The sequence below is a fragment of the Clostridium tertium genome, assembly GCF_017873245.1.
Taxonomy (GTDB): Bacteria; Bacillota; Clostridia; order Clostridiales; family Clostridiaceae; genus Clostridium; species Clostridium tertium.
In genome coordinates this window covers 115,322-135,751 of sequence record NZ_JAGGJY010000006.1, presented here as the reverse complement: position 1 = coordinate 135,751, position 20,430 = coordinate 115,322, and the positions used below count along the sequence as shown (strand labels likewise).

The 20,430-nt window shown below is 27.1% G+C and carries 18 protein-coding genes; 4 read left to right on the top strand and 14 right to left on the bottom strand.

Translation table 11 applies throughout. The annotated features are described in order from the left end of the window. Window positions 1–95: 95 nt before the first annotated feature. Together J2Z25_RS08790 and J2Z25_RS08785 are read left to right on the top strand one after the other, a co-directional pair. Window positions 96–938 carry a polysaccharide deacetylase family protein gene (locus J2Z25_RS08790; RefSeq protein WP_008680496.1) on the top strand — a complete coding sequence of 281 codons (843 nt, stop codon included), beginning with the start codon at window positions 96–98 and terminating at the stop codon, window positions 936–938. After that, window positions 886–1,872 carry a hypothetical protein gene (locus J2Z25_RS08785; protein ID WP_209739881.1) on the top strand — a complete coding sequence of 329 codons (987 nt, stop codon included), beginning with the start codon at window positions 886–888 and terminating at the stop codon, window positions 1,870–1,872. The genes J2Z25_RS08790 and J2Z25_RS08785 overlap by 53 nt, the downstream gene beginning before the upstream one ends. 170 nt (window positions 1,873–2,042) lie before the next feature. Here the strand turns inward: J2Z25_RS08785 and J2Z25_RS08780 are convergent, their stop codons facing one another. Next, entirely contained in the window at window positions 2,043–3,920 is a 1,878-nt protein-coding gene (locus J2Z25_RS08780) for a cell wall-binding repeat-containing protein (protein ID WP_008680502.1), read from the bottom strand. A 186-nt stretch (window positions 3,921–4,106) separates the two neighbouring features. On the opposite strand from J2Z25_RS08780, the gene J2Z25_RS08775 reads away from it, so the two are divergent. Both J2Z25_RS08775 and J2Z25_RS08770 read left to right on the top strand, forming a co-directional pair. After that, window positions 4,107–5,660 (top strand): cell wall-binding repeat-containing protein, encoded by a 1,554-nt coding sequence (locus tag J2Z25_RS08775; protein ID WP_209739878.1) that lies wholly within the window; start codon window positions 4,107–4,109, stop codon window positions 5,658–5,660. 86 nt (window positions 5,661–5,746) lie between these two features. Then, window positions 5,747–6,751: an LCP family protein gene (locus tag J2Z25_RS08770; RefSeq protein WP_008680505.1), complete on the top strand. Its 1,005-nt coding sequence runs from the start codon at window positions 5,747–5,749 to the stop codon at window positions 6,749–6,751. A 207-nt stretch (window positions 6,752–6,958) separates the two neighbouring features. On the opposite strand, the gene J2Z25_RS08765 is transcribed toward J2Z25_RS08770, so the two are convergent. From J2Z25_RS08765 to J2Z25_RS08705, 13 genes are all read right to left on the bottom strand, one after another. Beyond that, window positions 6,959–7,744, bottom strand: coding sequence for an acyltransferase (locus tag J2Z25_RS08765; protein ID WP_209739875.1), 786 nt, complete (start codon window positions 7,742–7,744; stop codon window positions 6,959–6,961). Continuing rightward, window positions 7,741–9,177, bottom strand: a complete 1,437-nt coding sequence (locus J2Z25_RS08760) for a lipopolysaccharide biosynthesis protein (protein ID WP_209739873.1) — start codon at window positions 9,175–9,177, stop codon at window positions 7,741–7,743. The genes J2Z25_RS08765 and J2Z25_RS08760 overlap by 4 nt, the downstream gene beginning before the upstream one ends. A 72-nt stretch (window positions 9,178–9,249) precedes the next feature. Further along, window positions 9,250–10,338, bottom strand: coding sequence for a DegT/DnrJ/EryC1/StrS family aminotransferase (locus tag J2Z25_RS08755; protein ID WP_209739871.1), 1,089 nt, complete (start codon window positions 10,336–10,338; stop codon window positions 9,250–9,252). Between the two features lie 11 nt (window positions 10,339–10,349). Beyond that, complete coding sequence (locus tag J2Z25_RS08750; RefSeq protein ID WP_209739868.1) at window positions 10,350–10,757, bottom strand: sugar 3,4-ketoisomerase; 408 nt, start codon at window positions 10,755–10,757, stop codon at window positions 10,350–10,352. A gap of 24 nt (window positions 10,758–10,781) precedes the next feature. Continuing rightward, a complete protein-coding gene (gene rfbB / locus J2Z25_RS08745) occupies window positions 10,782–11,831 on the bottom strand; it encodes a dTDP-glucose 4,6-dehydratase (protein WP_209739865.1) in 1,050 nt (349 codons plus the stop codon). Window positions 11,832–11,841: 10 nt separating this feature from the next. Further along, window positions 11,842–12,708: a glucose-1-phosphate thymidylyltransferase RfbA gene (rfbA, locus tag J2Z25_RS08740; RefSeq protein ID WP_209739863.1), complete on the bottom strand. Its 867-nt coding sequence runs from the start codon at window positions 12,706–12,708 to the stop codon at window positions 11,842–11,844. A gap of 56 nt (window positions 12,709–12,764) precedes the next feature. Next, window positions 12,765–13,673 (bottom strand): glycosyltransferase, encoded by a 909-nt coding sequence (locus J2Z25_RS08735; protein WP_209739860.1) that lies wholly within the window; start codon window positions 13,671–13,673, stop codon window positions 12,765–12,767. A 15-nt stretch (window positions 13,674–13,688) separates the two neighbouring features. Continuing rightward, entirely contained in the window at window positions 13,689–15,185 is a 1,497-nt protein-coding gene (locus J2Z25_RS08730; RefSeq protein WP_209739857.1) for a hypothetical protein, read from the bottom strand. 21 nt (window positions 15,186–15,206) lie between these two features. Then, a complete protein-coding gene (locus tag J2Z25_RS08725; RefSeq protein WP_209739855.1) occupies window positions 15,207–16,289 on the bottom strand; it encodes a glycosyltransferase in 1,083 nt (360 codons plus the stop codon). Beyond that, a complete protein-coding gene (locus J2Z25_RS08720) occupies window positions 16,279–17,004 on the bottom strand; it encodes a WecB/TagA/CpsF family glycosyltransferase (RefSeq protein WP_209739852.1) in 726 nt (241 codons plus the stop codon). Before J2Z25_RS08720 ends, J2Z25_RS08725 begins: the two co-directional genes overlap by 11 nt. Before the next feature lie 13 nt (window positions 17,005–17,017). Further along, a complete protein-coding gene (gene wecB / locus J2Z25_RS08715) occupies window positions 17,018–18,172 on the bottom strand; it encodes a non-hydrolyzing UDP-N-acetylglucosamine 2-epimerase (RefSeq protein WP_209739849.1) in 1,155 nt (384 codons plus the stop codon). Window positions 18,173–18,334: 162 nt separating this feature from the next. Then, window positions 18,335–19,339 (bottom strand): UDP-glucose 4-epimerase GalE, encoded by a 1,005-nt coding sequence (galE, locus tag J2Z25_RS08710; RefSeq protein WP_209739847.1) that lies wholly within the window; start codon window positions 19,337–19,339, stop codon window positions 18,335–18,337. Between the two features lie 56 nt (window positions 19,340–19,395). Beyond that, a complete protein-coding gene (locus tag J2Z25_RS08705; protein ID WP_035285983.1) occupies window positions 19,396–20,043 on the bottom strand; it encodes a sugar transferase in 648 nt (215 codons plus the stop codon). Window positions 20,044–20,430 lie beyond the last annotated feature (387 nt).

Sequence of the window (20,430 nt, the reverse complement as noted above, 5' to 3'; positions counted from 1 at the left end):
ACTTTTCTTAAGATTTCTTCACATATATCGACTAATATATGTATTTGCTATATAATTAATCATGATATACATTCCATTTTTTAGGAGGATTTAATATGAAAGTAATTGTATCTCACGATGTTGATAATTTAACTAGAAAGGAACATAAGAAAGATTTAATAGTCATTAAAATGATTATTCGTGCATTTCTAGAATTATTTCTCTTTAGAATAAATATATCGACATTTCTATCTAGACTAAATTGCATAATTAAAAATAATTTCACAAATATAGACAATCTAGTTGAATTTGATGTAACATACAATACAAAGGCTACTTACTTCTTTGCTACTTCAAATGATAATACACTTGCCTATAAAGCAGAAGCAGCTAAAGAGCCTATACAATATATATTAAAAAACAATTTAAATGTTGGATTACATGGAATAGCCTATAATAATTTTAATGAAATGAAAAAGGAATATGATACCTTTAATTTACTTCATAATACCAAGGATATTGGAATTAGAATGCATTATCTGAGAAGGGACAACAATACTTTTTCTTATATGAAAGATATAGGATATACCTTTGATACAACAGAATATTCTAAGGAGTTAAAACAACCTTACATAACTGAAGAAGGGTTAATTGAAATTCCTTTTCATATAATGGATAGTTATTTATTTCAAGAAAATGGTCTTCAAAAATATAACTTAAAATATGCAATAGATTTTACAAAAAAAATAATAGATTTAAACTATGATAAAGATATTATTTTTAACATAAATTTACACCAAGAATACTTCTCAAATGGATGGAAGGATTGGAAAGATTGGTATATATGGCTTGTTACTTATTGCAATAGTAAAAAAATAGAATTTGTTAGCTATCAGGAGGTAGTAAATGAACTTACAGATAAATCAAATAGATATACAGAACTTAGAACTACTAGATAAATGGAACAAATTTGTTGATGAATCACCTGAAGGGACATTTTATCACAAAAGCTATTGGCTACTTAATAATATAGGGTCAAGCTTTAAAAGTGCCCAAGAATATAAATTCTTTTATTTATCAGATACAAATAAAAATTGGATTGCAGCATTTTATATTCCTACATCTAAAAAATTTGGAATAAACTTTATTGTTATGCCTCATATGACACCTTTTGGAGGCGTTATGATATCTCCAATTATTCATAAATTAACTATTTCTAAAAAAATCTCAAACATAAAAGAGATAAATGAAATATTTATAAAGGAATTAAAAAAGGAAAATTTACTTTACTATAGTTTTTCGCCAGAACATACAGACATACAACCATTTATCTGGAATAAATATATAACTTCAGTAAGATACACATATAGAGTAAATTTAGTAGATGAAAATATTCTTTGGAGTAATTTACAGGAAAAAACAAAAATAAATAAAGGAAATAAAAGCAATGTAACAGTTAAGTGGGGCTTTAGCGAATATTTAGATACTTATTTTGAACTAAATGATAAGAGCTTTAGCAGTCAAAATATAAATAACTTTGATAATATGCTTACTAAAAAATTGTTAACTGAATTAAATAGAAATAATAATTGTATTATAGGTATTATATTCGATGAAAACAATAAAGCAATTGGTGGATGCGTTCTAGCTTATGATAATAAAAGAGCTTATTATATAATGGGTGGAATCTCTAGAGAAAATAACTTCGGAATGTCTTATTTACTTTGGCAAGCCCTTTTATATACTAAAAATATACTACAGCTTCCTGTATTTGATTTTGAGGGATCTATGATACCATCAATTGAAAAATATTTTAGAAAATTTGGCGGAGAGTTAACTCCTTATTACTCATTAAACAGCTTACTACTTACTATTAAAAATCATATAAAATAAATAAATTGTCTAAAATGATTAATTTTAAAAATACAAATTTGTTATTTCAAAAATTATATGTTCTATAATGAAGTAAATAACACCTAATAAGAATAAATACTCTTATTAGGTGTTATTTATTTTATAATCCTCAGAAATAATTAGCCAATTCAAAATTTGAGAATTATCCTCTATTTTATAATATTTATGCCTAAATTATATAATACACTATCACTTATAATAGCTCTACTTCCTAAAACATATACCTTATCTAAATTAGGTCTTATTGATTTCATAAGCTCTTTCACATCTGGCTCTGCAGAATTAAGATTTGATAATACAACAAATCCAGAGTTCTTTCCTGCAAGTGCAGATACAGATAACGCATCAGGGAAATCTAATCCGGATGCTATATATAAGTTACTAAGATTTAAGCTAGATTTAAACTTATTAAAGATATTCTTATTTGTTTCGTATCTATTTTTCCCACCAAGTCTTTCCACTTTTGAAAGTTTACTAGCAACATTATCAGATACAGCACCACTTGAACCTATAATATAAGTCTTACTTGTATTTAATCCATTTAAATAATTCAATACTTCACTAGGAAGTTGATTTTTTTCTGTTAGTAATATAGGCATATTTCTTGTTGCTGCAACTGATGATATTGATAAACCATCAGCAAAGTCTAATCCACTTACTATTGAAACCTCACCAGAACTATTTCCTACTTGCTTTGCTATTTCAACTGAAGTTTCATATCTATTTTTCCCACCAAGTCTTTTGCTACTTATACCTTGCGCTGAAAGCTCACTTTCAAATGATGAAGGTATAACTCCAGTCCCACCTACTAAAAATACAGTCTTTACACCCTTAGATTTCAATAAATTTAAAAGTGTTTGTTGATTCTTCAAGGAAGTATTTTCAGCTAATACTATAGGTGCATTATACTTAGTAGCTAAGGGGGTTGCACATAAAGCATCTGGATAATCTAAACCTGGAGCTATAACAGCATATTCTGAACTACTCCAACCATTTTTAAACAGTTCATAAGATGTTTCATATCTATTACTTCCATATATTCTATTAGCTACTAATGGATTACTATTATATAAGTAATCTAACGCTCCATCTAACATGGCATTTATAAGCTTTTCTTGATAGTTCCAACTTTTTAAATTATTAGCCTCGTTTACATTTGTTAAAAAACCACATTCAACTAAGCTTGCTGGCATATTAGTTTCTCTAACTACATGGAAATCCTCCCATTTAGCTCCTCTATCTACTGCACCAGTGTAACTAATTAATTTGTTTTGAATACTTTCTGCTAAAGGCTTGTCTATGTCTTTCTTATAGAAAGTTTCTATTCCTGAAGCACTGGTAGCTCCTGCAGAATTTATATGTATTGAAATAAAAATATCTGGATTTACATTATTAGCACCCTTACTTCTATCTTCTAGCGACACATATACGTCTGAAGTTCTACTCATTATTACCTTTATTCCATTTGCCTCAAGTTTACCTTTAAGTCTAAGACCATAATTTAAAACTATATCTTTTTCTACTATTCCATTACCTTGAGTACCAGGATCATATCCACCATGACCAGGATCAATATAAACAACATATTGTGAATTTGCTCTTGATTCTAAATTGTTTATAGATCTTACATTTACACTTTTCATAGAAGAATATACTTCTTTTATATAATATGTTTCATCCTTTTTACCAACAATAAATGTCGTACCCTCTTTTATTCCAGTTAATTTATTATTTTCTACTTTGACAATCTCTTCATTTTCAGAGTTCCATATTACTCCTTGATACTTCTCAGAATCAACAAGGTCAATTTCCTCACCAATATAAATATACATCCCATCATCAAATACTACATTTGCTTCTCCATATTTAGAGACAATTTTCTTTAATTCTTGTTCTATCCTTTTAGAACTATTTTCATAAGCATGTGTTTTTGTGTCAAATAAAGGTGAAACAAGATTAAAAATTAGTGCAAATACTACTATATATCCTATAATCTTTAAAGTTTTATTCTTTCCCAAGATCCCCATCCTTTCTTCTCTTCATTTTTTTATTTATATTAAACTTTACATAGTATAATTATATATTATCGAAATAAATACTTCAAGAAATCCTGGTGATAAAATGAAGTAAATACTATGCGAATTATGTAAATTATATAATATTAGATTATAATATGTTATAATTTATATTATTTACTAGATTGGAGTTTTAAAATGAAAAAAAATTTTTTAAAGACGCTAATATTATCACTATCTTTTATATCTATTTCAACTTTTTCTGTACAAGCGTTCCCCATAAATTATGTAGCTGGAAAAAATAGATACGAAACAGCAGCATTAATTGCTGATAAATTACAGTACTCTTCAGCTATATTAGTTAATGGACTATCTTTAGTTGATGGTTTATCAGCAAGTGGCTTAAGTGGAACCTTAGACGCACCAATATTACTTACTGAAACAAATAATATTCCAGACTCTACCTTAAAAAGAATTGAGAAAGTAAAAACTATATACTTAGTAGGTGGCGAAGGTGTAATATCAAAAAATATAGAAGATAAGTTAAAAAAACTTGGAAAGACAATTGTTAGACTAGGAGGCAAAGATAGATTTTTAACTTCTTATTCTGTTGCTAATGAAATTGAAAAAATTAAACCTATAGAGGAAATTTACTATGTAAATGGACTAATTGGAGAAGCTGATGCTATGAGCATTGCCCCTGTAGCTGCAAACACAGGCAATCCAGTAATTTTAACTGATGGAAAAACTACTGAGTATAAAAGAAACATTAAATCTTATACAATTGGTGGAATTGGTGTTTTAAATGAATCCTTCGATAAATTCTCAGAAAGATTAAATGGAAAAAATAGGTTTGAAACTAATAAAAATGTTATAGAAAAGTTTTTTCCTAATAGAACTCATCTAAATTTAAGCAAAGCAGATGAACTTATAGATGCCTTAACATCATCAGCACTAAAAGAACCCGTAGTTCTTATAGATAATAATTCAGATAAATCAGTTATAGCTGGTACTAAAAGCTTAACTGTTTTTGGAGATATTAATCAAACAGCCATAAATAGAGCTAAAGGGTATGTTTACTCTGATAAAGTTGTATTTTATTCTCAACATCAAGACGATGAAACTATATTTGCAGGAAGTGCCATAGTAGATGCCATTCAAGCAGTTGGAGCTGAAAATGTGTATGTCGTTCTTATAAGTGATGGTGATGAAAGTGGAGTATTTAATAATCCTAGATACAGTAATCTTAGTCTGGAGAAAAAAACAGCTTTAAGAAATAATGAATTTAGAGCTGCAACAGCTCAACTAGGTATATTAGAAAAAAATTTAGTATTCTTAAATCAATCTGAAAAAAATTTAGATGAAAACCTAGTTAAAAATACCGTTTTAGATTTTGAAAGTAAATTTAGTAATGTTACGCATGTTACCCACAGTTATAAATACGATTTACATGAACAACATTTAAAAACAGGTAACATAATATACGATTTATATAAATCAGGTCAAATAAAAGATTGTAAATTCTTTGGTCGAAAGGAATTAATTCCTACAAATAATAATAGACTATTAATTGAAAGTATTTCAGATAATGAAACCGAAAAAAATAAGATTTTAAAGGCTTGTTTTGAATATAAGCTTGACAATAGAGATATGATTAGAGAAGGTATTGGTTATAAATCTGTTTCATCTTTATTTGATGCACTTACCTCTGATCCATTAAATATATCATATCAGCATGAACCAGGCCTTTAAATTATACTTATTTATTACATTTTAACACTTAAATTGAAGGCATCATTGCTTTATGATAAAATATCTACTTGAAAGGAAGTGTAACCATGTCACAAATGGAAAATAATAAATCTAAAAAAAGAAATAAAAAGAAGAAGAAAAAATCCTTAGGTTTCAAAATTTTTATAGGCTTTTTATGTGTAATACTCGCAATTGCTGTAGTTGGCGGTGGCTATGTAATAGGTCTATTAAATAAGATGGATAATATTAAATTAAACAAAGATAACTTAGGAATAGTAGAAGATGAATTTAAAGAATATGAAAATGTAAATAAAATTAAAAATATAGCTCTTTTCGGAATTGATGCAACAGATGGTGAAACCGGTCGTTCAGATTCAATTATGATAGCTACATTAGATCCTGTACACAATAAATTAAAAATTACATCTGTTATGAGAGATTCTTATGTATATATTGATGGACATGGACAAGATAAAATAAATCATGCTTATGCATTTGGTGGTCCTGAATTAGCAATTAAAACCTTAAACGAAAACTTCGGTTTAAACATAGAAGACTTTGTATCAGTTAACTTCTCATCATTACCAACAATTATAAACATTTTAGGTGGTATTGATATTGAAATAACACAAGAAGAACTCGAATATATAAATTCGTATATTGATGATATTAATGCAAAAGATGGAACTTATTCTCCACATATAAGTTATGCTGGAGTTCAACATTTAGATGGTACTCAGGCGCTTGCATATTCAAGAATAAGATATACTAGTGGTGGTGATTATGAAAGAACACAAAGACATAGAACAGTTCTTAATGCTTTGTTTAATAAATTAACAAGCACATCAGTTACATCATATAATTCACTATTAAATGAAGTTTTACCATATGTTCAAACAAACTTAAATGCAGGAGATATTCTCTCTTTAGGTACAAAAGTACTTGGAATAGGAAATAATCTAGAACAAGATAGATTTCCTAGAGATGGATATGGTGAAGGAACCATGATTGATGGAGTTTATTATTTAACTTTTGATAAAGAAGCTACTGTTAAGCAGATGAGAGATTATATATTTAATGATGTAAAATAGTCTAATCTCTATATAAATGAAATTAATTAAACTTTTATAAATCAAGGCTACTGATATTCTATCAGTAGCCTTGATTTTACATAAATTTAAACTGATTTGTTATATAACTATATTTTCTATTTATTTTTTATATAATTCAACAATTAATTTATATTTTAAATAACTATTACATGTAATATAATCATTTATAAATTGTATAATTTAATGCTAATTATTTTTATTCCATTCTTCGAATCCCAATTTATCCCATGGCATTCCTCTATCAAATTTATACATCCACGGGTATGCTGATTCTTCAGTATGCTTGTTTAATATTTCTTCAGTATGTTTTATCACTCTAGCTGGTATCCCTGCAACTGCATACCCTTTCGGTACATCCTTACTTACCAATGCACCACCGCATACTAATGATTTTGCACCTATTACTACACCAGGAAGTATTGTACTTCTAGCACTAACAACTGCATATTTCTCAATTTTCACAGGACTTAATGTATTAGATGGAGGTGTTGAATCATTAGTTATAACAACATGAGGAAAAATCCAAACAAAATCTTCTATTTCTGTTTCTTCGCCTAAGAATGCATTACTATGTATAGAAACATAATTTCCAATCTTACATTCATGTTGTATATCAGAATTTGTTCCTACTCTAACGTTATTTCCTATTTTATTTTTTTCACGTATTGTAACTCTATGGCCAGTCTGAAAATTATCTCCTATGATTGTTTCACCATAAATAACACTCTGACTCCTTATTATAGAGTTTGATCCTACTACTAATGAATGTTTTTTATTTTCCTTATCTTCAAAAAAATCGTATAAATATTCACCTATTATACAATTAGCACCAATAAAAGTATTATTTTTTATATGAACATTGTCTTTTATAATTGCACCATAATCTATATATACATTATCTTCCAAAACAACATTTTCCCCAATAATCACATTATCTTTAATTGTTACGCCTTTACCTTTTCTAATATTCATTTTACACCCTCAATTATTTTTTTTATTTTCCCTATAATGATAATAATTTCCTTTTTATAAATTATTAAATAAAGTATCAAAAAAGGAATAGTTAATATTATAGATTTAACAACATTCTGTACAGTAAAAATTCTCCACAAAAATAGATATATAAAAAATACTATTATTGATACTAAAATTCTACTTTCTTTCTCTAATAACTTAACTTTTATAGTTATTAAATAAGCTACTATTACTGCCATCATATATCCAAGCATAGTTGCAATTGATGCCCCTTCAATTCCAATCTTAGGTATCAATAAATAGTTGCATGAAATATTTACTACTATAGCTCCTGTTAGTATCATTGGTATTGGATATGTCTTTTTTATAATAATAAATTGATTTCCTATTACTTGGAAAATCATTAAGAATAAAGGAGATATAAATAAATATGGTAAAATAATGAATCCATTTGAATATTCCCCTTTTGCTAAAATAAAAAATAGCACCTTAGATAATGCTGTTACTCCGATTGTTGCTACTATTGAAATTATCATTAAATAGTTTGCTATATTTGCAGTTAATTTTTTTTGATATTTATCATTCATTGTTGAAAATGCAAAGTATTGCCATCCCATTGCAAAAGCTGTATATATAAATTGAGATATTTGTGCTATCCTGCTTGCTACACTATATATTCCTAACTCGTCTAACCCTAACATAGATTTAATCATTACTCTATCAAATGAATTACATACCCAATACATTAAAAATGTTGGCATTAATGGAACACCTATTTTTATTAGTGATATTAAATGTTCCTTTGATACCTCCCTTATCGAAAACCATTCTCTATTTAAAAAAAAGAATGTTATAGCCATAGTTAGACTTGAACTAACAGCTGCCAATGGCAAAGCATATACATACATTCCCTTTAATAATAATGGAATTGCTATAGCATAAGATAAAACTGGTGTTAATGTATTTGTTACTAAGAAAACTTTTCGTTTGTTTTGCATCCTAGTAGGTGCAGATACTATTCCTTGAACTCCAGTCAAAAATGTATTAAATATTATAATGAAAAATAATAAATTATACTCAACATTATTTATTATTAAATTTAATATTGGTTTTCTAAATATAAACATTATTATACATATAACTAAAGATGATAAGATAACAAAAAATAATGCAGTTGAACATATACTTTTCTTATAGTTATCATCTTCTTTATCAAAAAACATTCTAAACATTGCATCATACATACCCATCATTGCTATTGCACTAGCAAAACTTATAACCAGATTTACCATATCATTTATTCCATAATACTTAGTATCAGTCATAATTGATGTTATTACTGGTAACATAATTAAAGGTATTATTTTGCTTATAATACTACCTAATCCATATACTAAAAAATTATGTATAAATAGTTTCGTTCTACTCATTTTATCTCCTCTATTAAAATAGGGATAGTAAAACTAACCCTACTTATTACACTTTACACTAAATTTATAAGCTTACTTCCATTCATTTACTTTATCGCATACATATCTTAACATATCCTCTGTCATGCCATACCACAATGGAAGACTTACTATTTGTTCAGCATATTTTTCCGCTACTTCAAATCTTTCATCCTTCATTTCTTTATACGCTTCTTGATTATTTATAGAGATTGGATAATGAATCAACGCCTCTATTTCATTTTCCTTTAAATATTCTAAAAATCTATCTCTTTCACCAACTCTAATTACAAATAAATGCCAAGAAGATTTTGTGCTATCTGTAACTTTAGGTAATATTACTTTATCATTATTTATATTATTTAAATAATAGTTAGCAACTCTTTCTCTATCTTCATTCCATTTATCTAATTTTTTTAATTTTTTTCTTAAAAATGCTGCTTGTATTTCGTCTAACCTTGAATTTACGCCTTTTAATACATGATGATATTTTTTATTTGATCCATAGCTCCCCAATGTACTTACTTTTTTTGCAACTTTTTCATTATTAGTTACAACTGCTCCACCATCACCAAGAGCCCCTAAATTTTTACCTGGATAAAAACTAAATGCTGCTGCATCTCCTAAGCTTCCTACTTTTTTACCTTTATATAAAGCACCATGACCTTGTGCTGCATCCTCTATAACTATAAGATTATATTTTTTAGCTATATCATTTATTTTATCCATATCTGCTGGCATACCATATAAGTGAACTGCTATTATAGCTTTTGTATTATTTGTGATTTTTTCTTCAATTTTTGTATAATCAATATTATATAATTCATTGTTATCAACTAATATTGGTGTTGCACCTACATAAGAAACTGCTAATGCCGTTGCAATAAAAGTATTTGCAGGTACTATAACTTCATCTCCTTCACCAATATCATATGCCCTTAGTATTAACATAAGTGCATCTAATCCATTTCCGCATCCAATACAAAATTTTGAATCACAGTAATTAGCAAATTCCTTTTCAAACTCACTTAATTCTTTACCTTTTATAAACCAATTTAAATTTATAACATTTTCAAATGCATCTTTTAATTCTTCTTTTATCTCACTATGCATTTTTTCAAAACTCGCAAACGGAACTATCATAAAATCATCTCCTAAAAAAATTTTCTAGCCTCTTGTAAGTAAATATCATAATCTCTTATATAATCAGACTCATCGTAATATTCTGATGCTAATACTAAAAGTACTGCATTATTAGAAAACTCAAACATTTCTCTCCATATCATTGGTCCTATATATAGTCCATAATCACTGTTATCTAATTGAACTATTTTCTCTTCTAATCCATTTTTCAATCTAATTTTTACATTTCCACTAATACATATTAATACTTGATGTAACATTCTATGAGAATGAAATCCTCTTACTGCCTCTTCTTTAACATCTTTTATATAATAAATTCTTTTTATTTCAAATGGTATATCTTTTTTTGATTCGATTGGTATCAATGATCCATATTTATCACTTATATTCTTGAATTTTATTAATCCTGTATTAAACATATTTCTTCTCCAATTTCATATAAATTATTTATACATTTCAGTATAATAATTTAAATACTCACCAGATGTCACATTACTCATCCATTCTTTATTATCTAGATACCACTTTATTGTTTTAACTATTCCCACTTCAAAAGTAGTTTCTGGATACCATCCTAGCTCTTCTTTTATCTTTGTTGGATCAATTCCATATCTTCTATCATGACCTTTTCTATCTTCAACAAACTTCTTTAAGTTTTCTGTTACTTTACTATCTACATTTTCATTGATATATTTTATAACTGTATCTACTATTTGAATGTTAGTTCTTTCATTATTTCCACCAACATTGTAAACTTCTCCAACCCTTCCATTGTTTATAACCATATCAATTGCCTTAGCATGATCTTCAACATATAACCAGTCTCTTATATTTAATCCATCACCATAGATTGGTAATTCCTTTAATTGAAGGCAATTATTAATAAGTAGTGGTATTAATTTTTCTGGGAATTGGAATGGTCCATAATTATTTGAACATCTTGTTATGTTAACTGGCATTTTATAAGTATCTCCATATGCCTTAACCATCATATCTGATCCAGCCTTACTTGCTGAATATGGGCTATGAGGATCTAATAGGGTTGTTTCCATAAAGTATCCTGTTTCTCCAAGAGAACCATATACTTCATCTGTTGAAACATGTAAGAACTTAACGCCCTCTTTCCATTCACCTTCAGTTTCCCAAGCACTTTTTGCACAGTTTAATAAATTCACTGTTCCAAGTACATTTGTTTTAGCAAAAACCTCTGGCTCTCTTATACTTCTGTCCACATGAGATTCTGCTGCAAAGTGAGCAACATAATCTATTTCATACTTCTCAAATAGTGATGATACTAATTCAATATCACATATGTCTCCTTGAACAAATATATATCTTGAATCATTTTCTATTCTCTTTAAATTCTCTAAATTTCCCGCATAAGTTAATTTATCTAAGTTTATAATTCTTATATCTTCATATTTATTAAGCATATATAACACAAAGTTTGAGCCTATAAACCCAGCTCCGCCAGTTACTAAATAAGTTTTCATATTAATCCCCCTACTCTTCAATAATATCCATTAAATATTTACCATAATCTGTTTTCATTAATGGCTTAGCTAGCTCCTTCACTCGTTCTTTTGATATCCAGCCATTGTTAAAAGCTATTTCTTCAAGGCAAGCTATATAATTTCCTTGAGTTGTTTGTATTGCTTCTACAAAGTTTGAAGCTTTAAGCATTGATGAATGAGTCCCTGTATCTAGCCACGCCATTCCTCTACCGAATATCTCAACCTTTAATTTTCCTTCATTCATATAAACTCTATTTAAGTCTGTAATTTCTAATTCTCCACGTTCAGATGGTTTTAAAGACTTTGCTTTTTCAACTACTGAATTATCATAGAAATATAATCCAGGAATTGCATATTTAGATTTTGGTTTTATAGGTTTTTCTTCCAAAGATATTACTTTACCATTTTCATCAAATTCAACTACTCCAAACTCCCTCGGATTATGTACATATTGACCGAAAATTATTGCTCCATTTTTAATCTTAGATGCTCTTTCTAAATAAGAGCTTAATCCTCTTCCATAAAAAATATTATCTCCTAATACCATTGCAACATTGCTATCTCCAATAAAGTCCTTTGCTATAATAAATGCCTCTGCTAATCCATTAGGCTTTTCTTGTATTGCATACTCTATGCTTAATCCAAACTCTGAGCCATCTTTAAATAATTCTTTAAAATTAATAATATCTCTTGGAGTAGATATTATTAATATATCTCTTATCCCAGCTAACATTAATACTGACATAGGATAGTAAATCATAGGCTTATCATAAATTGGTACCATTTGCTTTGACATAGATTTAGTGACTGGATATAATCTAGTACCTGACCCACCTGCTAAAATTATTCCTTTCATCTTAATTACCTCACATACTCAAAAATTTGTTTTTATAAATATCATTATATTCTTAATTATTTAATCTTATTTGCTATCCATAATGGATCTAAAAAATTTAATAGTTTCCCTATTTTTTCGAATATTCCTTTTTTATTTCCACTATTTATTATAAACTTCATTTTTAAAATTTCTATTTTTTTATGATAAATGTACATATACTTTTTATCTTTTTTAAGAATTCCTATTATATCATTATTTATAAAATCGTTAAGATTCTCAAACATCTTTTCATTTATTAAGTAATCTGAAGAGTTACTCAAAGAATTAGAATGTTGTCTATATAATACAGTATCCTTATCTAAGAAATATATCTTTTCCCCATTATACAAAAGTTTTATCCACATAGGATAATCCTCGAAAAATCTGTACTTTTCATCAAAAAACCCATATTGAGTGAATATTTCTCGTGAAAAAAACACAGTTGGTGCAGGAATATAATTCCTAAATATCATATTATATAACTGTTTTTTTGAATCATAGCAATTATTCTTTTTATCATATCTATATGGACTCTTTAATTTCAGTCTTTTACCTTCAGTATCAATAAAATTGACTACTCTTGAAAATTGAACTTTCGAATTATTCTTTTTTACAAACTCAACATTATCTAATATACATTCAGGTAATAGAATGTCATCTCCAGCAATAATTTTTATAAATTTTCCATTTGAATTCTTTATTCCATTATTACAATTAGCTGGAATTCCAGAATTTTTATCCATACTTATAATTTTAAAATTTTTAGCTCCATATACTTCTAAAAACTTTTTTGCAACAATCAATGTATTATCTTTTGAACAATCATCAGCTATTATCACTTCGATGTTATCATATGTTTGATTCAAGATACTCTCTAGTGTCTCACCTATGAACTTTTCTGAATTATATGTCAATACTATTACACTAACTAAATCACTTACCAATTTAATAATCTCCTCTTACTCTGTAATGCTCTTTAACTTAGAATATTTCATATGAATAATTCCTGAAAATACCCAGAAAAACATACTAGAATTCACAATATAAAATACATCTGTGTACCAAAACTCAAAAATCCATCCTATAGCATATAATGTATACGCCATCCCTAAAGCTTTATCTTTAAAATCAATTGATTTTAAATAGATTTTCATACTTTTATATATCATAAATATAATTATAAGTATATATATTCCAACACCTAATATACCTATATCTATGAACATTGTATTTAATGAACTTTGATGATATCCCCATAATTTATATTCATTATACTTACTGGAATTCGGAGTATCAGTAAAATACCTTCCCCTATTATACAAATCTAAAGATAGTTCTCTATCTGGTATTGCACTTCCTTGTCCTATTCCTATAAATTTATCAATAGTTTCAGGAAGAAAAACATCATTTGTAAATACTAAATTCTCATACCTATTATATTGATAAAATCCAGAGTGTTGTTTAAATACATAATCAGCTATCATTTTAGGATTAAATAATATATTCTCAAATGATGGATATATTTTTATAATTCCTATCATACAAATTAATGATGTCATAATTATGAAAGAAATAATTTTTATCTTTTTCTTTAATGAATCTTTATTGCATAAAATTAATATTAGCAAACTTAATGGAATTATAAAAAAAGCCATTTTAGTTTCATTTATCATAAATATACAAAATGTATAAATCAAAATAAATATAAATCTTCTTATTTTCACTTGTTTTTGCATATACATTGTAAAAATATAATATATAGAAATAGAAATTATTAGCATTGACCAATTAGTAGCATGTAATCCAAATATACCTGTAATCTGATCTTGATCCTTGTAAATTAACAACTCAAATAATACTAAAGGTAATTGCGCTAAAAGTATTGTAATATATAAATATTTATATTCAAATTTATTAATTGCAGCAAAAATGTAAAATGTGAAAATAATAAAATAACTATAAAATCCATTTATAAAATCATTTAAACTATATCCCCCCAAAAATATTCTTAATAAATTTATAACGGCTAATAGTATGATTAATAATACAATCGGGTCTTTAATTAATCCCTTATATTTTTCTCTTTCTCTTAGTATCTTGAATAATATTATCATCATTAATATTGGTTTCAAATAAAATGCATATGTATTAATAGTGATATATGTGGCGTACCAAAAATTCTCAATTAAAAATGATGATGTTAAGAAAAAAATAATTGTATTTAATAAAGTTTCATCTGAATCCATTTTAATTATATATATAGTATATATAGTCATTATAACTATATTTAAGGCATGCATTTTATTAAACATAGTTATAAATATTAAAACTAAATTAATTATTACTAAATTTATTAATTTTTCCACAAAATTAATTTCTATTTCATTAAATTTAAATCTATTTACTAAAAATCTTGTAATCTTATTAACTAAATATTTACTAATTATATCCTTCATTAAAACTCCTTTTAGCTATTACTATAAATATATTTTTTTATATTCTTGAATCAATACATTGCAATTCCACTTATTTAAATACTCATCATACGCATTTTCAACTATATCACTATATTTATATTCTCCATTCACAAATTCTAGTAATATGTTATAAAACTTAAATTTATCATCTAAACTATACAATACACCCGTTTTGTTATTCTCAACTATTTCCAAAACTCCACCAACCGCACTTGATACTACTGGTATCTTATTAGCAAAAGCCTCAATAATTGTAATTGGTATACCTTCCATTTTAGATGTTAATATTAATGCATCAGACTCTAGCATATATTCTTGAATATTATCTTTATATCCTAGTAATTTTACATTATCACTTAAATCTAAATTCTTAATTAATACTTCTATAGATTCTCTTTCCTCTCCATCACCTATAATATTACATATAAATCTTGAATTTACACCTTTAACGTACTTTAATCCATCTAAAAGAAGTGGGATATTCTTTATTTCTACTAATCTTCCCACAAACAGAAATTTAAACATCTCATTGTCATTTTTTTTGATATTACAATTTTTCTTTACATCTATTCCATTACGAATTAGTAAAATATTTTCTCTATTTTTTTTGCATCTTTTCTTAAGCTTAGAATTTAAATCCCCTGAAACTGCAACTGCACAATCACAATTTTCTAACGTATTCCTTTCTATTCTTGAATATATGCTCCTTTTTTTGCCATAAAATTCATACATTAAATCACTATGAATGGTAGTAATAAACTTTACTCTACAAATTTTTTTCAATATTAATCCAATCAAATTGCTAGGCGTTCCATGACAATGAATAATATCTATTTTATTTGCATTCACATAATTCCTTAGCTTTATAACATTAAATAATAAATTTTTAATATCATTAGTTAAATATATAATATCACACTCTCTCACAATATGACTTTTCTCTCTAAACTCACCATTATTGTCTAATGCTAATGTAAATTCAAATTCTTCTTTTAGTCCAATCACTATGTTCTCGATAAGTTTTTCAGCTCCACCATATGATTTACCTAAGTCTATCATAAGAATTTTCTTCTTAGTTTTCATTTTTAAAAAGCTCCTCAAAAAATATTTTTATGAACTTAGGATATTTTATAAAATATCTATGAAAAAGTCGCTTAGGCTCTTTTAGGAATCTATAAAACCATTCCATCCCAATTTTTTGAACCCATCTAGGCGCTCTATCAACCTCACCTGAAAATATATTAAACGCCCCACCTACAGCTAGCATTAAACTAGCATCTATTAAATTAAAATTTTCCTTAATCCAAAGTTCTTGTTTTGGATTTCCCATTCCCACAAACAATATATCAACATGCTCTTTATTAATATCATTTATAACTTTGCTGTCGTCTTTAAAAAAGCCATTATGTACTCTTATATTGTCTATATTATTATACTTATTTCTGATATTAGCCAGCAATTTATCTAACGTTTTATCCCTAGCCCCCAAAAAATAAATATTATAATTCCTATCATTAGCGACCTTAAGCAAACTTTCCATTAGATCAACACCAGTTATTCTATGTATTGATTTACCTTTAAGTTTAGCTGTTGCAACCAATGGCCATCCATCAGCTATTATATATTCTCCTTTAGCATAAACATCATTGACCCTACTATCATCAAAATTATTAATTATATGATCAATATTAGGTGTAAAAACCGCTGATTTTTTTCTTGATTCTATATCTTCACATAAACATTCTAATAAACAATTTAAATTCCTATCATAGAAATTTAGTTTAAATAAATTATGCATACAATACTCCTATCTATAAAACTTTAAACTCGCTTATATAGTTATTTGTTTTATTAAAGTAATTTTCAATCAATTTTACTATTCTTTGTGATGCTAAACCGTCACCATAAGGATTAATAGACATGCTCATTAATTCATATGAACTTTTATCTCTGATTAACTTATTAGCTTCAGTTATAATCGTTTCTTTTACAGTTCCAACTAGCTTAACAGTTCCAGCCTCTACAGCTTCTGGTCTCTCTGTTACATCTCTTAAAACCAAAACTGGCTTTCCTAAATGTGGTGCTTCTTCTTGTAATCCACCAGAGTCAGTCATTACCATAAAACATTTATTTATCAAGTTATGAGTTTCTTTTGTATCAAGAGGCGGCAATAAATGAACTCCTTTTAATCCAGATAAATGTCTTTCCACAACCTCTCTTACAACTGGATTTAAATGTACTAAGTAGACGATTTCTACATTATCATTTCCTTCAATTATCTCTTTTAATGCTAGGCATATATTACCAATTCCTTCTCCCCAATTTTCTCTTCTATGAGCAGTTACCATAATTACTTTTTTATTCATGTAGTCTATCTCGTTCAACTCTTCAGTTTTAAATTTATAATCATCCTCAACAGTATAATTCATAGCATCTATCACAGTATTTCCAGTTACAAATATTTCTGTTTCACTAATACCTTCTTTTAGTAAATTTTTTTTAGAGCTATATGTTGGTGCAAAATGTAAATCTGCAATTGATCCTGTAAGCTTTCTATTCATTTCTTCTGGAAATGGAAAGTACTTATCTCCGGTTCTTAATCCGGCTTCTACATGTGCTACTTTAATTTGTTTATAAAAAGCTGATAATGATGCAGCAAATGTTGTAGTAGTATCTCCATGTACTAAAATAATATCTGGTTTAACCTCTTCAAATATTTTTTCTAACCCTTCTAAAACCCTATTTGTAATACCAGTTAATGTTTGCTTATCTTTCATTATATCCATATCTACTTCAGGATTTATATCAAATAACTCCAATACTTGATCCAGCATAGCTCTATGTTGTGCTGTAACACATACAATCGAATCTATATACCTACTTTTTTCCAGTTCTTTAACTAAAGGTGCCATTTTTATAGCTTCCGGTCTTGTCCCAAATATACTCATCACTTTAATTTTATTCATTTTACTCTCCTAAATATAATTTTATTATAACTAACTTAATTAAATCATCTAAGTAAAAACTTATAAAAATTCCATTTCAATTATCTATTATGTAAATTAATAAAATACACTTACATAACAATAAATCACATTCCTGAGACTTTTTATTAGAATATTACGTTTTTAATAATTGCCGTTATTTTTCTGCCATCTCCATGAATCTTTACACATTTCTTCTAGTGACTTTTCTGCAACCCACCCTAATTCTCTATTTGATTTACTTGAATCAGCATAACATATTGCTATATCTCCTTCTCTTCTTTCCACAATTCTATACGGAATCTTTATATTATTTACTTTTTCAAAAGCCTTGACTATTTCCAACACACTATATCCATTACCTGTTCCAAGATTATATGTAAATATTCCCGATTTATTTTTCAAGCTTTCTAGCGCCTTTATATGCCCCTTTGCAATGTCTACAACATGAATAAAATCTCTTACTCCTGTTCCATCTTTAGTGTTATAATCATCACCAAAAATTTTAAGTTCACTTAATTCCCCTGCAGCTACTTTTGTAATATAAGGCATTAAATTATTTGGGATTCCATTTGGATCTTCTCCTATTTCCCCACTTTCATGCGCTCCTATTGGATTAAAATATCTTAAAATAGTAATCCCCCAACTACTATCTGCTTTATATGTATCTCTAAGTATATCTTCAATCATTAGTTTTGTTCTTCCATATGGATTTGTTACTGATAATGGAAAATCTTCTTTGATAGGCATACTTTTAGCATCCCCATAGACAGTAGCTGATGAACTAAATACAAATTTTTTTACTTTATATTTTTTCATTGCTTTTAAAACCACTAATGTACTAGTTATATTATTATGATAATACTCGATTGGCATAGTACAAGATTCACCAACTGCCTTAAATGCTGCAAAATGTATAATTGCCTCAATATCATTCTCCTTGAATATGCTTTCAACCGCTTGTTCATCTAATAAATCTATTTTATAAAACTTTGGTATCTTATTTGTTATTTTTTTTATTTTATCTAAAACATCTAATTTACTATTGTATAAATTATCAGCTATAACAATCTCATACCCATTATCCAACAATTCTATGGCCGTATGACTTCCTATATAACCAAGGCCACCAGTAATTAAAATAGCCATTATACCCCCTCCAATTATCAGAAAATAAACCTATACTTTCAAAAAAACTAACATCACTATGCCGCATTTCTATCTCCAAATAAAACAAAAACCGTCTTAAATATAAGCTTTATATCAAGCCAAAAACTTCTTTCATTTACATACTTAACATCAAGCTTCATCCAATCTTCAAAATCTATATTATTTCTCCCCATTACTTGCCAATAGCAAGTAAGACCCGGTTTTACGTTAAGCCTTTTTAACATCCATGTCTCAAATTCCTTCACTTCATTCGGAAGGCTTGGCCTAGGCCCAACAAGACTCATATCACCTTTTAATATATTTACTAATTGCGGCAATTCATCTATGCTTGTCTTTCTTATAAACTTACCAACTTTAGTTATTCTTGGATCATCTTTCATCTTAAACATAGGACCTGACATCTCATTTTGCTCTTTTAATTTTTCTTTTATTTCTTCTGCATTCACTACCATAGATCTGAGTTTGTACATATCAAACTCTTTTCCATCTTTACCAACTCTTTTTTGAGTAAATACAATTGGTCCTTTTGATTCAAACTTTATTAATATCCCAACTATTATTAATATAGGACTTAATAATATTAATCCAATCAATGAACCTATAATGTCAATTATCCTTTTTGATAAGTTATATATTAATCTATTATCTCTTTTTTCTACTTCTACATTAATATCTAAATTAATATTACTCAAAGCGTATCCCCCTAATAAAACCTTACAGTATTAATATATTCTTTCTAAGTATTTATCCCTAATACTACAAACCTAGTCATATTTTTGCACAAATCATTATATCATATATATTTCTCAAAACAAAGACTTGTAAATATATGGGAACTTAGTATAATTTCAAATTTTCTTTGTTTGTTTTTTATTATTTTAAAAGTATAATTAAAATCCTTCTGAAATATTAGTATTTCATTAAACTTTATTTATTTTTGACTTTTCATTCCATAAATTCAAAATTATATTGTCGAATTTGATAGGATTATTTTAATCTTTATAATAGCTATATATCGTCTTTTTAAAAAACAAATAAAAATGCTTATGAACCCTATTTTATTAAGGTAT

What these genes read in the sequence shown, in the direction of transcription:
- J2Z25_RS08790 (WP_008680496.1), top strand. Translation starts at nt 96, where the DNA reads ATGAAAGTAATTGTATCTCACGATGTTGATAATTTAACTAGAAAGGAA.
- J2Z25_RS08785 (WP_209739881.1), top strand. Translation starts at nt 886, where the DNA reads ATGAACTTACAGATAAATCAAATAGATATACAGAACTTAGAACTACTA.
- J2Z25_RS08780 (WP_008680502.1), bottom strand. Translation starts at nt 3,920, where the DNA reads ATGGGGATCTTGGGAAAGAATAAAACTTTAAAGATTATAGGATATATA.
- J2Z25_RS08775 (WP_209739878.1), top strand. Translation starts at nt 4,107, where the DNA reads ATGAAAAAAAATTTTTTAAAGACGCTAATATTATCACTATCTTTTATA.
- J2Z25_RS08770 (WP_008680505.1), top strand. Translation starts at nt 5,747, where the DNA reads ATGTCACAAATGGAAAATAATAAATCTAAAAAAAGAAATAAAAAGAAG.
- J2Z25_RS08765 (WP_209739875.1), bottom strand. Translation starts at nt 7,744, where the DNA reads ATGAATATTAGAAAAGGTAAAGGCGTAACAATTAAAGATAATGTGATT.
- J2Z25_RS08760 (WP_209739873.1), bottom strand. Translation starts at nt 9,177, where the DNA reads ATGAGTAGAACGAAACTATTTATACATAATTTTTTAGTATATGGATTA.
- J2Z25_RS08755 (WP_209739871.1), bottom strand. Translation starts at nt 10,338, where the DNA reads ATGATAGTTCCGTTTGCGAGTTTTGAAAAAATGCATAGTGAGATAAAA.
- J2Z25_RS08750 (WP_209739868.1), bottom strand. Translation starts at nt 10,757, where the DNA reads ATGTTTAATACAGGATTAATAAAATTCAAGAATATAAGTGATAAATAT.
- rfbB (WP_209739865.1), bottom strand. Translation starts at nt 11,831, where the DNA reads ATGAAAACTTATTTAGTAACTGGCGGAGCTGGGTTTATAGGCTCAAAC.
- rfbA (WP_209739863.1), bottom strand. Translation starts at nt 12,708, where the DNA reads ATGAAAGGAATAATTTTAGCAGGTGGGTCAGGTACTAGATTATATCCA.
- J2Z25_RS08730 (WP_209739857.1), bottom strand. Translation starts at nt 15,185, where the DNA reads ATGAAGGATATAATTAGTAAATATTTAGTTAATAAGATTACAAGATTT.
- J2Z25_RS08725 (WP_209739855.1), bottom strand. Translation starts at nt 16,289, where the DNA reads ATGAAAACTAAGAAGAAAATTCTTATGATAGACTTAGGTAAATCATAT.
- J2Z25_RS08720 (WP_209739852.1), bottom strand. Translation starts at nt 17,004, where the DNA reads ATGCATAATTTATTTAAACTAAATTTCTATGATAGGAATTTAAATTGT.
- wecB (WP_209739849.1), bottom strand. Translation starts at nt 18,172, where the DNA reads ATGAATAAAATTAAAGTGATGAGTATATTTGGGACAAGACCGGAAGCT.
- galE (WP_209739847.1), bottom strand. Translation starts at nt 19,339, where the DNA reads ATGGCTATTTTAATTACTGGTGGCCTTGGTTATATAGGAAGTCATACG.